At 62.4% G+C, this 13,813-nt stretch carries 14 protein-coding genes; all 14 read left to right on the top strand.

The genetic code is table 11. The features are described 5' to 3' along the window. On the top strand, nt 1-1,689 hold a 1,689-nt coding region (locus ACQY7U_RS21195; RefSeq protein ID WP_428648968.1), incomplete at its 5' end, for an aconitase family protein. Between the two features lie 237 nt (nt 1,690-1,926). Beyond that, nucleotides 1,927-2,637, top strand: a complete 711-nt coding sequence (locus ACQY7U_RS21190) for a DUF4129 domain-containing protein (RefSeq protein WP_428648966.1) — start codon at nt 1,927-1,929, stop codon at nt 2,635-2,637. Next, nucleotides 2,634-3,956: a hypothetical protein gene (locus ACQY7U_RS21185; RefSeq protein WP_428648964.1), complete on the top strand. Its 1,323-nt coding sequence runs from the start codon at nt 2,634-2,636 to the stop codon at nt 3,954-3,956. The genes ACQY7U_RS21190 and ACQY7U_RS21185 overlap by 4 nt, the downstream gene beginning before the upstream one ends. Continuing rightward, nucleotides 3,946-4,902: an AAA family ATPase gene (locus tag ACQY7U_RS21180; protein ID WP_428648962.1), complete on the top strand. Its 957-nt coding sequence runs from the start codon at nt 3,946-3,948 to the stop codon at nt 4,900-4,902. The genes ACQY7U_RS21185 and ACQY7U_RS21180 overlap by 11 nt, the downstream gene beginning before the upstream one ends. A gap of 17 nt (nt 4,903-4,919) precedes the next feature. Further along, the gene (locus ACQY7U_RS21175) at nt 4,920-6,197 is read left to right on the top strand and encodes a DUF58 domain-containing protein (protein ID WP_428648960.1); all 1,278 of its coding nucleotides are present in this window, start codon (nt 4,920-4,922) and stop codon (nt 6,195-6,197) included. After that, nucleotides 6,197-7,195 (top strand): stage II sporulation protein M, encoded by a 999-nt coding sequence (locus tag ACQY7U_RS21170; protein WP_428648957.1) that lies wholly within the window; start codon nt 6,197-6,199, stop codon nt 7,193-7,195. The genes ACQY7U_RS21175 and ACQY7U_RS21170 overlap by 1 nt, the downstream gene beginning before the upstream one ends. Then, nucleotides 7,192-8,112, top strand: a complete 921-nt coding sequence (locus tag ACQY7U_RS21165; protein WP_428648954.1) for an RDD family protein — start codon at nt 7,192-7,194, stop codon at nt 8,110-8,112. Before ACQY7U_RS21170 ends, ACQY7U_RS21165 begins: the two co-directional genes overlap by 4 nt. A gap of 48 nt (nt 8,113-8,160) precedes the next feature. Further along, nucleotides 8,161-8,937 (top strand): hypothetical protein, encoded by a 777-nt coding sequence (locus ACQY7U_RS21160; RefSeq protein WP_428648952.1) that lies wholly within the window; start codon nt 8,161-8,163, stop codon nt 8,935-8,937. 337 nt (nt 8,938-9,274) lie between these two features. Further along, complete coding sequence (locus ACQY7U_RS21155) at nt 9,275-9,898, top strand: hypothetical protein (RefSeq protein ID WP_428648950.1); 624 nt, start codon at nt 9,275-9,277, stop codon at nt 9,896-9,898. Then, on the top strand, nt 9,895-10,734 hold the full coding sequence (locus ACQY7U_RS21150) for a hypothetical protein (RefSeq protein ID WP_428648947.1): 840 nt from the start codon (nt 9,895-9,897) through the stop codon (nt 10,732-10,734). The genes ACQY7U_RS21155 and ACQY7U_RS21150 overlap by 4 nt, the downstream gene beginning before the upstream one ends. A gap of 251 nt (nt 10,735-10,985) precedes the next feature. Beyond that, the gene (locus ACQY7U_RS21145) at nt 10,986-11,768 is read left to right on the top strand and encodes a hypothetical protein (RefSeq protein ID WP_428648945.1); all 783 of its coding nucleotides are present in this window, start codon (nt 10,986-10,988) and stop codon (nt 11,766-11,768) included. A gap of 181 nt (nt 11,769-11,949) precedes the next feature. Continuing rightward, nucleotides 11,950-12,612 carry a heme ABC exporter ATP-binding protein CcmA gene (gene ccmA / locus ACQY7U_RS21140; RefSeq protein WP_428648971.1) on the top strand — a complete coding sequence of 221 codons (663 nt, stop codon included), beginning with the start codon at nt 11,950-11,952 and terminating at the stop codon, nt 12,610-12,612. Continuing rightward, nucleotides 12,609-13,280 (top strand): heme exporter protein CcmB, encoded by a 672-nt coding sequence (gene ccmB / locus ACQY7U_RS21135; protein WP_428648943.1) that lies wholly within the window; start codon nt 12,609-12,611, stop codon nt 13,278-13,280. Before ccmA ends, ccmB begins: the two co-directional genes overlap by 4 nt. Nucleotides 13,281-13,381: 101 nt before the next feature. Continuing rightward, nucleotides 13,382-13,813: cytochrome c biogenesis protein CcsA (gene ccsA / locus ACQY7U_RS21130; protein ID WP_428648940.1), on the top strand; the 432-nt coding region annotated here is incomplete at its 3' end.

Here is a 13,813-nt window from a genome sequence, read left to right as displayed (position 1 = left end):
GACCCGAAGGGCGTCTATCACCCCATGACGGACGTGATCCACAAGGTGCTGAACGACATCACCGTGGATGACTGGGACATCACCATCGGCGGCGACAGCCACACCCGCATGTCCAAGGGCGTTGCCTTCGGCGCAGACAGCGGCACCGTGGCGCTTGCCCTGGCAACCGGTGAAGCCACCATGCCGATCCCGGAATCCGTCAAGGTGAACATCGTCGGCTCGCAGGACACCACCGGCCTGATGACCGCCCAGGAGCTGGAAGCGATGGCCGCGACGGTGATTTCACCGACCGTCGACGGCGCTTATCAGTCCGGCTGCCACACCGCCTCTGTCTGGGACCTGAAGGCGCAGGCCAACATCCCCAAGCTCATGAGCTTCATGAACAGGTTCGGCCTGATCACAGCCCGTGACCCCAAGGGCGTCTATCATCCGATGACGGATGTGATCCACAAGGTGCTCAACGACATCACCATCGATGACTGGGCGATCATCATCGGCGGCGACAGCCACACCCGCATGTCCAAGGGCGTTGCCTTCGGCGCGGATTCGGGCACCGTCGCCCTGGCGCTTGCCACCGGTGAAGCCACCATGCCGATCCCCGAATCGGTGAAAGTTACCTTCAAGGGCACCATGAAGGACCACATGGACTTCCGCGATGTTGTCCATGCGACCCAGGCTCAGATGCTGAAGCAGTTCGGCGACAACGTCTTCCAGGGCCGCATCATCGAGGTCCATATCGGAACCCTGCTCGCCGACCAGGCCTTCACGTTCACGGACTGGACGGCCGAGATGAAGGCCAAGGCCTCCATCTGCATTTCCAACGACGATACGCTGATCGAGTCGCTCGAGATCGCCAAGAGCCGCATCCAGATCATGATCGACAAGGGAATGGACAACGACGCCAGGACGCTCCAGGGCCTGATCGACAAGGCCGACAAGCGCATTGCCGAGATCCGCTCCGGTGAAAAACCGGCGTTGACCCCTGATGACAACGCCAAGTACTTCGCGGAAGTCGTCGTCGATCTCGATCAGATCGACGAACCGATGATCGCCGATCCGGACGTCAACAACGCGGATGTCTCCAAGCGTTACACCCACGACACGATCCGGCCGGTCTCCTACTACAGGGGCGAGAAGAAGGTCGATCTCGGCTTTGTCGGTTCGTGCATGGTCCACAAGGGCGACATCAAGATCGTTGCCCAGATGCTGAAAAACCTCGAGAAGGCAAACGGCAAGGTCGAGTTCAAGGCGCCTCTCGTGGTTGCCGCCCCGACCTACAACATCATCGACGAGCTGAAGGCGGAAGGCGACTGGGAGACGCTGGAGAAATACTCCGGCTTCGAGTTTGACGACGCGACGCCGAAGAACACCGCCCGGACCGAATACGAGAACATTCTCTACCTCGAGCGCCCAGGCTGTAACCTGTGCATGGGCAACCAGGAAAAGGCCGCCAAGGGCGACACGGTTCTGGCAACCTCCACCCGCCTCTTCAAAGGCCGCGTGGTGGAAGACAGTGCGGACAAGAAGGGTGAATCCCTGCTGGCCTCGACACCGGTCGTTGTCCTTTCCGCAATTCTCGGCCGCACCCCGAGCATTGAGGAATACAAGGCTGCCGTGGAAGGGATCAATCTCACCAAGTTCGCTCCGCCGCTCCAGAAACCGGCTGCTTCAAGGTCGGTTCATTTCTAAGAACGCTTAGGCCTATAAATCCGCGGCCGCTGACGCCCGCCTGCCCCGGCTGAACAACCGGGACAGACGGGTGCCGGCGGCCGTCTTTTCGTTTGAGCAGGGCGAGACAACCCGGAGCACCGCGGCTCTGCGAGACAAAGCACCCTGGGCACAACCGCAGGTTCGACCTGAAGTAGCGAACCCTGTTGTCGGCAGCTGTCTATTGCCTGGGGTCGCGATATCGGTAATAAAACCGATATGCGCCGATTTTTTATCGCTATTGTCTTTTTGCTTTTTCCTGCAAGCCTGATCCCGTCCAACGCCCAGGAGGCGGTGGAGGAGCCCTACCAGATCGGCAAGTCAGGCGAGGATTATCTGCGTTCCATCCGCCTGCGCGGCGTCGACCCGGACGTCACCTATTTCGACCCCTCTGCGCCTGCGCCGGATCTCGATACCGAGCAGCAGCCGGAACGTCCGCAGGAAGACAAGAAAGACAAGCCCATCGAGACGGGCCGCTGGACCACGGGGCTGATCGCCGGTGCCCTGCTTCTGGCCATCGGCTACATGTTCCTGAGGTTCGGTGGCGGCTTGACGGTTTCGCTTGGCCGGAATTCGGAAAACCCCGGCCGGGACGGACCGAGGAAGCCGTCCGTGCGTCCCGACTGGGCGGAAAGGACTGGCACCTTTGACGAAATCCTGCGCATTGAGGACCGCCGCCGCGCGCTTGTGCTGCTGATGCACAAGGCTCTGGCAGCAATGGCAACGGCAAACGGCGTCCTGATGCAGCGCAGCTGGACGGCACGGGACGCCCTCCGGCACATTCCGGGTGACCAGACCCACCGCGACATTCTGCGGTCGCTGGTTCTGGCCAGCGAACTGGTGCAGTTCGGTGGGCGCGACATCACGGAGGACGAATTCCGGACCCACGTCGGCAATTGCCGCCAGTTGCTGGGACCCGGCGTCACATGAGCGATACGGCAACAACCCCGAACGCCCGCCCGCTGCGGCTCGAGACCGTGATCATCGCCGTGATCTGCGTGATCGCGCTGGCCATCGGCTGGTATCTTTATTCGCAGCGCCAACAGACACTGCGCAGCTCGCCCGCGGGCCTTGACGGCCTGCAGATCTGGCTCGCCTCGAACGGCGTCAGCGCGCAGAATTTTTCCGGCGGCTGGCCGATTGACCAGACGGCCGTCGGCCTGTTGATCCTGCCGGTTTACGACACCATCCTCGACGAGGACCGCGAGCCTCCCCAGACCAAGGAAGAACTGCTGCAGCAGCAGGACGAGTTCGACCGGAGCAGCAAGGTGCTCGCCGGCAAGGCCGAGAAGGTTCCGGCGCTCATCGTCCTGCCGAAATGGCGAAGCGGCATGCGCCTGACGGGTCTTGCCCATCCCGTCCTCAACGTCGAACAGCCGCGGCTTCAGGCGCTCATGCGCCAGGTCACCGGCGACCGCAGCTTCAAGGCTTTTTCCGCAAAAGACCCGTTTACGGATATCCGGTACCGCGCCGAGGACGGCGAGAGCCTGACGGCGGAACTTTATGCGGCGCAGCTTTTCAGTAGCGACCACTGCGAACCGGTCCTGGGCACCAGTGACGCCATGCTGCTTGCCGATTGTCCGCTCGACGCGGTCTCGATCGACCAGGACGAGCGCGTGCTGGTTCTCTCCGACCCGGACCTTCTGAACAACCACGGCCTGCGCCTTGGCGACAACGCGAGGATCGTACTCGATTTCATTCGCTCAACCGCGGAAGAGCGCAATGTCATCATCGATTACAGCCAGTCCTCCTGGCTGCGCGATCCGACCAGACAGCCCGAAAGAGAACGGACCTGGGACGACCTGATGCGTTTTTTCGGACCGCCGTTTCTCACGCTTTGGCTGGGCGCGGCCCTGGCCATGGCCCTGTTTCTGTGGCGCGGCGCGCTCAGATACGGCCCGATCCTCTCCGGCGAGACCGCTCCCAGCGCCAGCAAGGTGCTGGCGGTGCGCGCCCGGGCGCGGCTGATGCGGCTGTCCGGTCAGGACGGTGCGCTGGTGCGAGATTATGCGGCGGCCCGGCTGTCGGCCACGGCGGCGGCCCTGTTCGGGCCCGCCCTCGCCCGGCACTATGCCGGCGAACAGCAGTTTCTGGAATTTGCCGAACGGCGGCACCCGGCGGAGGCACAGCATCTCCGCAGGGTCCTGGACGAAATCCGGCGGCTGCCGGACCATGTGCCGGCGTCCGGAGCGATCCATCTGATAGATGAACTGGAACAGGTTTTGGAGCATTTGACCCATGACGCTTGAAGCCCTGCGAGACCGCACGGATGCCTTGAGAAACGAGATCGGCCGGACCGTGCTCGGTCAGGAGGACGTTGTCGAACTGCTGCTGGTCGCGCTGTTCGCACGCGGCCACGTCCTGCTCGAAGGGCCTCCCGGCACGGCGAAGACCCTGCTTGCCCGCAGCTTCGCCGCCGCCCTTGCCCTCGATTTCGGCCGCATCCAGTTCACGCCGGACCTGATGCCCGGCGACGTGCTCGGCACCTCCATCTTCGACTTCCGCACCAACGCCTTCGTCCTGACCAAGGGGCCGGTGTTCTCGCAGGTGCTGCTTGCCGACGAAATCAACCGCGCACCGCCAAAGACCCAGGCCGCCCTTCTTCAGGCGATGAGCGAGCGCACGGTCAGTATCGACGGCACCGATCATTCGCTCGGGAAAGAGTTCATCGTGGTGGCCACGCAGAACCCCATCGAACAGCAGGGCACCTATCCGCTGCCGGAAGCCCAGCTTGACCGGTTCCTCTTCAAGATCGTCATCGACTTCCCGCCGGAGGGGATCGAGATGGCGATCCTGCGCCAGCATGCCGCCGAGCCGATCGAGGCCGGACTGGAAACCCAGAGCCTCGCCAAGGTGCTGGACGCCGCCGCACTGGCGGAAACCCGCGATCTGGTCGACAGCATCATCCTGAAGGACGACATCCTGGCCTATATCCTCCGCCTGGTCCGGGCGACGCGGGAAAGCTCGGAAATCGCCTTCGGGGCGTCAACACGCGCCGCCGATGCGCTGGCGACGGCAGCAAGGGCGACGGCAGCGCTCAACGGCCGCGACTATGCCATTCCCGACGACGTCAAACGGCTGTTCATTCCGGCCCTGCGTCACCGCATCGTCCTGGGCCCGGCCGCGGAAATCGAAGGCCGCAGCCCGGAACAGGTCTTGGAAAACATTCTCAACCAGATCGAGGCCCCACGCTGATCAGGCCGTCCAAAAGATTGCTGGCGCTTGCCCTGATTGCGCTTTTCCTGTCGGTGATCGCAGTCGCCGCCGGTCCTGCGCCGCGTGAAGCCGCGGCTGTGCCGTGGATCCTGCTGGGTGTTGTCACCGCGCTCGACCTGGTGCTGTCTTTCCGGCGCCCGAAAGCCGTCTCCTTCGAGGCCCCGCCGGAGATCTTCGTCGGCGAGACCGTCGCCTTGCGCATCGGCATCGAAGGCGCGCCTGCAAACCTTCGGGCGCGTCTGGACTGGCCGGAAGGGGTGCAGGGCAGCGGCGAAATCGCCTTTGAGCCCGGCCCGGACGGCACAATGACCGCGACGGTTCCCTGCCGGGCCAAACGCCGGGGCCTGTGGCGGTTCGAGCATATCTGGCTGTTGTGGGCCTCGCGCCTCGCGCTCCTGGAATTCGTGCCCCGGCTGACCGTCGGCGCCGAGCTGCGGGTCGTGCCCAACATCCGCCTCGTCCAGTCCGGCCAGATCACCACGACGGTGCTGTCGACCCTCTACGGCGTCAAGGAAAACCGCGCCATCGGCGAGGGCTCGGAATTCCAGCAGCTGCGCGACTTCGTGCCCGGCATGGACATCAAGACCATCGACTGGAAGCGGTCGGCCCGCCGCCGCTCGCTGGTGGCCAAGGAGCTGAGGGCCGAACGCAACCATCATGTCATCGTCGCGCTCGACAACGGTTACCTGATGCGAGAGGAGATCGGCGGCCAGCCCAAGATCGACCACGCGGTGACGGCTGCCCTTGCCACCGCCTGGGCGGCGGCCATCGGCGGCGATCTGGTCGGCTATTACTCCTATGACGTCCAGCCGCGCACCTTTGCCGCGCCTTCTCCCGGCCGCAAGGCCTTCGCCCGGCTGCGCAACTGGACGGCGGAACTCGATTACGTCAGCCGCGAGACCAACCATACGCTGGCCTTGAGCGAATTGAACGCCCGCACACCCAAGCGCAGCCTGATTATCATCTTCACCGATTTCATCGACACCACCTCCGCCGAACTCCTGATCGAGAACATCGGCATTCTGGCCAAGCGTCACCTGCTGATTTTCGTCGCCATCCGCGATCCCGATCTGGAAGCGCTGGTCGAAACCGCGCCCGGCGACCTGGAAGGCGCCGCCGCGCTGGTGGCGGCCAACCAGTCGCTGCACGAACGCCGTCTCGTGTTCGAGCGGCTCTCCAGGATGGGCGTCACCATCATCGACGCCAAACCCGATGCGATCACGCCCCGGCTGATTTCGGCCTATCTGGAAATCAAGGCACGGGAGCTGATCTGATGGACGGCAACGACCTCATGCGTTCGGCGCGCTTCCGCAAAGAGCGGGAGGCTGACTGGCGGCGGCTCGAGAGCCTCGTGCTCGCGGCAGAAAGCCGTGGCCTGAAGCACATGGGCTTTGCCGAGACGCGGGACCTGGCCGCGCTTTACCGGCAAGCCACCACGTCGCTGGCCATCGCCCGCGAAATCTCGCTCGACAAGGCCCTCCTGGGCTACCTGGAGGCCCTGACCGCGCGCGCGTATCTGTGCGTCTACGCGCCCCAGCAACGCCTCGGCGGCCTCCTGGAACGGTTCCTGCGGCAAGGCGCGCCGCAGGCGATGCGCCGCTCGTGGCTCTTCATCCTTCTCGGGTTTCTGTGCATGGGGCTCGGTGCGCTGGCGGGTTATCTGCTTTATCTGGAAAACAACGACTGGTTCTATGTCTTCATGCCGTCCGAATTGGGTGGCGGACGGGGCCCGGACGCGACGACGGAATCCTTGCGCGACTCCATCTACGGCCATGACACCGGGTCGACCGGGCTCGGCGCCTTTGCCACCTACCTGTTCTCGCACAACACCCGGATCGCCATCTTCGTCTTCGGTCTCGGTGTCTTCGCCTGCGCCCCGGCAATCCTGCTGACCTTCTACAACGGCCTCATTCTGGGAGCCTTCCTTGCGCTTCACGTCGACCGGGGCCTCGGACCGGACATCGCCGGCTGGCTGTCGATCCACGGCGTGACAGAAATTTCCGCCGTATGCATCGCCTGCGGCGGCGGCCTGAAACTCGGAGCCGCCGTGCTCTTTCCCGGTCAATGGACACGGGCCGAGGCGCTGCGTCTGGCCGGGCGCGACGCGGTGAAGCTTGCCATCGTTGCCGCGCTGATGCTCGTGGTCGCAGCCCTGCTGGAAGGCTTTGCCCGCCAGCTGGTTCAGGACATCACCCTGCGCTTCGCCGTCGGCTGGGGCGTCGGCGCGCTCTGGCTGGGCTGGTTTGTCCTCGGCGGACGGAGGCAAAGATGATCCTGCGCCGCTGGAGAGAGAAGAGAAAGGCGAGGCCTTCGCCCGATATCCTGATGCCGCCGGAAGGCGTCGCGCTCACGCTGCCAATCGCGGGTGTCGGCGTGCGCATGGCCGCCCAGATCACCGACATCGTCATCACCCTGATCGCGGCGATCGCGCTTGTCGTTCTGCTGGAAGTTCTCGACGTGACGAGACCGGAAACGGTGATTGCGATCGGATCCCTGCTCTTTTTCCTGATCCGCGTACCCTACTACGTGTGCACCGAGCTCGTGTGGAACGGACAGACGCTCGGCAAGAAGTTCATGAAGATAAAGGTCGTCTCCCATGACGGCGGCCCGCTGACCGCTCATGCCCTGGTGTTGCGCAACATGATGAAGGAAGCAGAGATCTTCCTGCCCGGCACCCTGCTCCTGACCATGTCCGCCGCCTCGCCGCTGGAAGGGCTCGCCTCCTTCGCCTGGGTTGCGATGGCGCTGATGATCCCGCTCTTCAACCGCCACCGCCGCCGTCTCGGCGACATGATGGCCGGCACCCATGTAATCCACCTGCCGGTGCCGGTACTCTTGAAAGATCTCGCCGACGGAACCCCGGTTTTGGGGGAATCAGGCGAGAAATTCGTCTTCCTGTCCCATCAGCTCGATCACTACGGTGCCTTCGAGCTGCAGACCCTCGAATCCCTATTGCGCGTCCAGGGCACCCCTCCCGGCGCGCAGGCCGCCCGCCAGCGCGAGGCCACCATCGAGGCCATCGTGGAAAAGATCCGCAAGAAGATCGGCTATGCCGACCCGGTCAAGCCCGCCGACCGCCTGCGTTTCCTGCAGGCGTTCTACAACGCCCAGCGCAAGCACCTTGAGCAGCGCCAGCTCTTCGGCGACCGGCGCGAGAACAAACATTACGCCCAGGACGAGGACGCCTGAGGTGGGAAGTTTTTTTGACGAAATGATTAGTTGATTGGAGATTTTTGAATGACGGAAATTGCAATTTCAGGGCCGGCAAGGTTGCCACTTGGTATCGGCTCGATCATTGGCGACACTTTCTCGATTTTCTTCAGGCGTTTCCTTGCGGTCACCTTCATAGCGCTCATCCCCAACGTTATTGGGATCCTTCTGTCCGCGTGGTCCGTCGGCCTCTCTGCCGTGGTCGGGATGGAAAAGCCGGATTTTTCCGGAATAGACACCATTCCCTATACGATCTCCATGATCGTAAACGTTGCGGTCTACGCCGTGGCGACGGCGCTGCTCGTCCAACTCGCCTATGACGCCAAGCTGCAGCGGCCAGTGCGGCTCGGACGCTATTTCGGGCCGGCATTTTCCACCGCCCTGCCGGTTATCGTTCTCTCCGTTGCCGCGATGCTGCTTTCCATACTGGCTCTCGTCTTTCTGGTCGTACCGGGTCTCTGGGTCATGGCCGTCTTTTCCGTCACGGTTCCCGCCGTGGTCATCGAACGGGTCGGCTTCCGCGGGCTGGGCCGCAGCGCGGAACTCACCAAGGAGTATCGCTGGCCGATCGTTGTGCTGGCTCTTCTGTCGCTCCTCTGCCAGTTCGCATTCGGCTGGGGTGCCCAGTATCTCGCCGCAATTCTGGGCACCGTTTCCGGCATGCTTCCGGCCGCCGTTTTCTATGCAGTGGTTGCCGCAGTCGGGACAGGCCTGACGGGCCTCCCGGCGGCCCTGATCTATGCGCGCCTGCGCGAGATCAAGGAAGGCGTTACTGTCGACCAGATTGCCGCGGTGTTCGACTGACAGGTGGATCTTGAGCTCCGCGTCCTGCCCGTTATAGTGGCAAGCACTTCATTTTACGTCTTATTTGAAAGTGGAAGATTTGGACAACCAGCAAGCAGATCCTGCCGGCACCCTGCCAGGCGCCGGAGAACCACTCAGTGCCCCTAACGATCCTTCCGTTTCCACACCAAAGGTTCCGCTTGGTGTTGGGTCGATCATCGGTGACACTTTCTCGATTTTTTTCAGGAAATTTCCGGCAATCTACCTGTTGGGATTGCCACCGCTCGTGCTCGGGATGCTGCTCCCCGCCATTCTCCTGGGTTTTGGTATCGGGCTGACGAATTTTGAATCCCGGGAAATGGACGTAGGACTGGTCATTCCCATCGTCCTGATGGCAGTACTTATCTTCGCCAGCTATGCGGTGATGACCGCCTTGCCTGTACAACTGGCCTATGATGCCAAACTTGGCCAGAAAATGCGGGTCGGCCGGTATTATCGTGTGGCGCTGATGGCTGTTGCTCCGATCCTGATCCTGAGCCTGGGGGTATTTCTTGTTCTGGCCGCAGTGGTGTTCCTGGTCGGCTTCCTGACGATGATGATACCCCTCCTCAAACTGTTGGTCATACCGGCGGTTCTTTGGGTCCTGGCGATGTTCTCGCTCATGGTTCCGGCCGTTGTTATAGAACGGGCCGGACTGCGCGGCCTGGCCCGCAGCGCCGGTCTCACAAAGGGGTACCGGTGGCCTGTGTTGGGCACTCTTGTGCTGACCGGCATTTGCTCCGCCATTCTGAACGGGGTGATCGGATTTCTGGTCGGGTTCATCGGGAGCCTGATCAGCGATCTTGTCGCCAATATCCTGGTCGCAACGATCTATCCCACGTCCCTCGCCACCTTCGGAATTGCCGTTGCCCTCACCTACGCCCGCCTGCGCGAGATCAAGGAAGGCGTCAGCGTCGACCAGATCGCCGCCGTGTTCGAATGACGCCGGAGATTGCAATATCAGGGCCGCGAAGGATACCGCTCGGGGTCGGCGTGCTCCTTGGCGAGAGTTTCTCGATCCTCTTCAGGCACTTCTTCGCCGTGCTCCTGCTCGGCTTTCTGCCCAGTCTGCTCGGCCATTATCTGGTGGATCTTCTTGCCGAGTTTGCCGCGGCAAACGATCTTTTCGGGCAAAGCTCCTATTTCAACCGCAAGCTTCTCACACTCGGCCTGAAAATGATTGCCGGTCTTGCCGTCTATGCCCTGACAACCGCGCTGCTGATACAACTGGTCTACGACGTGAAGCTGCGCCGGCCGGTCCGCTTGCGCCGCTATCCTGGCCCCGCTCTGCGGGCTACGGTTCCGATTGTCCTGTCGTGCATCGTCGTGATAGCGCTTCTGGCAGCGATCGTGTATCCCATCGAGATCTTCGATTTTTCCGGCACAATCCTGCTCATGATCGTGTTGCCGACAACCTTGCTGATTGTCCTCCTGGTCTGCACCGCATTCTCGCTCACCCCACCCGCAATCGTCATCGAGCGCGCCGGATTCAGAGGGTTGGGACGCAGCATTTTCCTTACGCGGAACTATCGCCTGCCGATTGCCGGAGCCCTTTTCTTGATGTCCATCATCTATTTCTTCATCAGCACGGCGCAGACACTGGCGATCATATTGGGCGGCTTCGTTGAAAGCGGAGAGTTCGCGTTGTTGATGATGGTTGCCCTGCCGGCCACGATTGCCACGGTCCTGTTGGCAATCCTGACTTCACTCATCTACGCCCGGCTTCGCGAGCTCAAGGAAGGCGTCAGCGTCGATCATCTCGCCAATGTATTCGAGTAGGCAGGCATTCCCGGACGTTTGAAAGCTCGTCCTGATCTGAGGAAGTCACGCAGTCCGAATCCCGGCGGAACAGGGCCGGGCAGGATTTTCAGCCTATTGCTGTTTGCTTGAGCCCTTCCGGGAAGCGCACTATGGTGAAAAACAAAAAACGACAATCACGGCTGGCAATTCCGGCAAGGCCTGCCGGACGTGACCTGACAGTACCGCAAAGCCCATTTTGAGAATTTGATTGAACTGAACGGAGCCATCCAATGACTGACTCGACCCTTAGCCAACCCAAGGCCGCTCTTGGTGTCGGCTCGTTAATCAGCGAAAGCTTCTCGATCCTCTTCGGAAAATTCATTCCGGTTATCATTATCGGTTTCGTGCCGACGCTGATCGGCTTCCTGATATCCGGTGCCCTGAACGGCTTCGACGTCGCGCTTGGCCTTCAGACACAGGACTTTTCCGGACCCGGCAGCGTAATCAGCAGCATTCTGGCAATTGTCATCAACATGGTGGTCTATGCCATCACGACGGCCCTGCTGGTGCAGCTGGCATACGACGCCAAACTGTCCCGCCCGGTTGAAATCGGCCGGTACATCGGCCCTGCCCTCAGTTCGATCGTGCCGCTCGCCATCGTCACGATCATCGTGACCATTCTGGTCGCAATCGGCTTCATGCTTCTGGTCGTGCCGGGCCTCTGGGTCTATGCGGTCTTCGCTGTCATCGCCCCGGCAATCGTCATCGAACGCGCCGGTTTCGGCGCCATGGGCCGCAGCGCGGCGCTGACGAAGGAATATCGCTGGCCGATCGTCGGCGCGCTGATCCTGGCGATCATTCTCGCAATGATCATCAATGTCATCGCACTCTTCATCGTCGGCCTGATAGCGACAGTCGGAACCGTCGGAATGATCATCGCGGTCCTCCTGTTCGCCGCCATCTCGACCCTGGGCGCGGGCTACATCAGTATCCTCGTCGCCCTGATTTACGCGCGCCTGCGTGAAATCAAGGAAGGCGTAAGCGTCGACCAGATCGCCGCCGTCTTTGACTGACCTCCGCCAACTGGAGCGCGGTAAGGAAACCGCGTTCCAGGGTTTGCCTAATTTGGACCGTCCGGCAGCCTCGGCACGCCGGGCGGTTCGTCTTTTGACAAATGGCAAGGCGGGGAATTTCCTTGCATGATAGCTGCCGGGGCAATTAATACGAACGTCCCCCTTGCCTCGGAGCCCTCCCCTGAAACTGATCGCCGAAAATCTGACCATCGACCGCGGCGGACGCCGGGTGTTCCAGAACCTGTCCTTTTCGCTTGAAGGCGGCACCGCACTTGTGGTGACCGGCGCGAACGGCATCGGCAAGTCCTCCCTTCTGCGCACGCTGGCAGGCCTCGTGCCGCTCGCAAAGGGAGAAATCCGGATGGAAGGCGGCGAAGCGGACCGGCCACCGCAGGAACAGGTACATTATTTCGGCCACCAGGACGCCGTGAAGCCGGCGCTGTCCGTTCTGGAGAACCTGAATTTCTGGCAGAGTTTTTCCGCCCCCTCGTCCGGGGAAGGTTTCAGCGGACGGCCCACGCCGCCACTGGAAGTCCTCCAGACACTCGGCATCAGCCACACGGCTCATCTTCCGGCAGCCTATCTTTCGGCGGGCCAGAAGCGCCGTTTGTCCCTGTCCCGGCTGCTGGTCACGGCCCGGCCGGTCTGGCTGATGGACGAGCCGACCTCGGCGCTCGACAAGACCTCCGAAAAACAGCTTCTGGGTCTGATGAACGGCCATCTGGCAGCGGGTGGCCTGATCGTAACGGCAACCCACACGGAACTGGCGCTCGACAAGACGCAGATCCTGCACCTGCAGGCGGCCGATCCGGCAGCCCATGACGTTGAGGAGGAGATGATATGACCGGTTGGTCCACGGCACTCTTCCTGCGCGACCTGCGTCTTTCCGTCCGTGTGGGCGGCAGCACGCTGGTCGGCGTCCTGTTTTTCCTGGCCGTCGTCACCGTCATTCCCTTCGGAGTCGGACCGGACCTCAACCTTCTGGCCCGGATCGGACCTGCGATCCTGTGGATCGGCGCGCTGCTGGCGACACTGCTGGGGCTCGACCGGCTGTTCCAGGCCGACCGCGACGACGGCACGCTGGACCTGATGCTGATGGCCGGACGGCCGCTGGAGCTGGTGGTGCTGATCAAGTGCCTGGCGCACTGGGTGGCAACCGGCCTGCCGCTGGTCATTGCCGCGCCGCTGCTGGCGATCTTTCTGAACCTCGACCCGGTGGCCATGGGCGCCGTCACCCTGACGCTTCTGGTCGGGACACCCGCCTTGACGCTCATCGGGGCCATCGGCGCATCGCTCACCGTGTCGTTGCGCCGGGGCGGTTTGCTGCTGGCCGTGCTGGTGGTCCCGCTGGCGATCCCCGTGCTGATCTTCGGTGTCAGCGCGGCCGATGCCGCCATTCACGATCCGGTTCCGTTCCTGACGCCTTTCCTGATCCTGTGCGCGCTCACGCTGATCGCCGCCGTCATCGGCCCGGTCGCCTCGGCAACCGCGCTCCGGTTCTCCGGCGACTGACGTTCCGGCGAACCGCCTTTCGCCAGCTTGATCAAACGCAAGGCGGCGCTGCGACCGATGGGTAGATTGATGGCAGCGCAAGACTGAAGTAAAAGGCTCCCATGGCAATTTGGGATTATGCAAATCCGACGCGGTTTCTGCGGCTGGTCCAGGTGGTGCTCCCCTGGCTCGTCGGCCTCAGCGTCGTGACCTTCGCCGCCGGGCTCTACATGAGCTTTTTCGTGGCACCGGAAGATTACCAGCAGGGCGCCACGGTGCGAATCATGTACATCCATGTGCCCGCCGCGTGGCTGTCCATGATGTGTTATTCCGTCATGTCGCTGTCCTCGCTCGGCACGCTGGTCTGGAAACATCCGCTCGCGGATGTCTCGGCCAAGAGCGCCGCCCCGATCGGCGCCGCCTTCACGCTGATGGCACTGATAACGGGATCGCTTTGGGGCAAGCCCATGTGGGGCACCTACTGGGTCTGGGACGCGCGGCTGACCTCCGTGCTGGTGCTGCTCATCATGTATCTCGGCCTGATGACCCTGTGG

Source organism: Roseibium sp. (assembly GCF_050301095.1).
In the GTDB taxonomy this organism is placed as follows: Bacteria; Pseudomonadota; Alphaproteobacteria; order Rhizobiales; family Stappiaceae; genus Roseibium.
This window is presented reverse-complemented; position numbering and strand designations above follow the sequence as displayed.

Coding starts and splice junctions, on each gene's coding strand:
- ACQY7U_RS21190 (WP_428648966.1), top strand. CDS start 1,927: ATGCGCCGATTTTTTATCGCTATTGTCTTTTTGCTTTTTCCTGCAAGC.
- ACQY7U_RS21185 (WP_428648964.1), top strand. CDS start 2,634: ATGAGCGATACGGCAACAACCCCGAACGCCCGCCCGCTGCGGCTCGAG.
- ACQY7U_RS21180 (WP_428648962.1), top strand. CDS start 3,946: ATGACGCTTGAAGCCCTGCGAGACCGCACGGATGCCTTGAGAAACGAG.
- ACQY7U_RS21170 (WP_428648957.1), top strand. CDS start 6,197: ATGGACGGCAACGACCTCATGCGTTCGGCGCGCTTCCGCAAAGAGCGG.
- ACQY7U_RS21165 (WP_428648954.1), top strand. CDS start 7,192: ATGATCCTGCGCCGCTGGAGAGAGAAGAGAAAGGCGAGGCCTTCGCCC.
- ACQY7U_RS21160 (WP_428648952.1), top strand. CDS start 8,161: ATGACGGAAATTGCAATTTCAGGGCCGGCAAGGTTGCCACTTGGTATC.
- ACQY7U_RS21155 (WP_428648950.1), top strand. CDS start 9,275: ATGGACGTAGGACTGGTCATTCCCATCGTCCTGATGGCAGTACTTATC.
- ACQY7U_RS21150 (WP_428648947.1), top strand. CDS start 9,895: ATGACGCCGGAGATTGCAATATCAGGGCCGCGAAGGATACCGCTCGGG.
- ACQY7U_RS21145 (WP_428648945.1), top strand. CDS start 10,986: ATGACTGACTCGACCCTTAGCCAACCCAAGGCCGCTCTTGGTGTCGGC.
- ccmB (WP_428648943.1), top strand. CDS start 12,609: ATGACCGGTTGGTCCACGGCACTCTTCCTGCGCGACCTGCGTCTTTCC.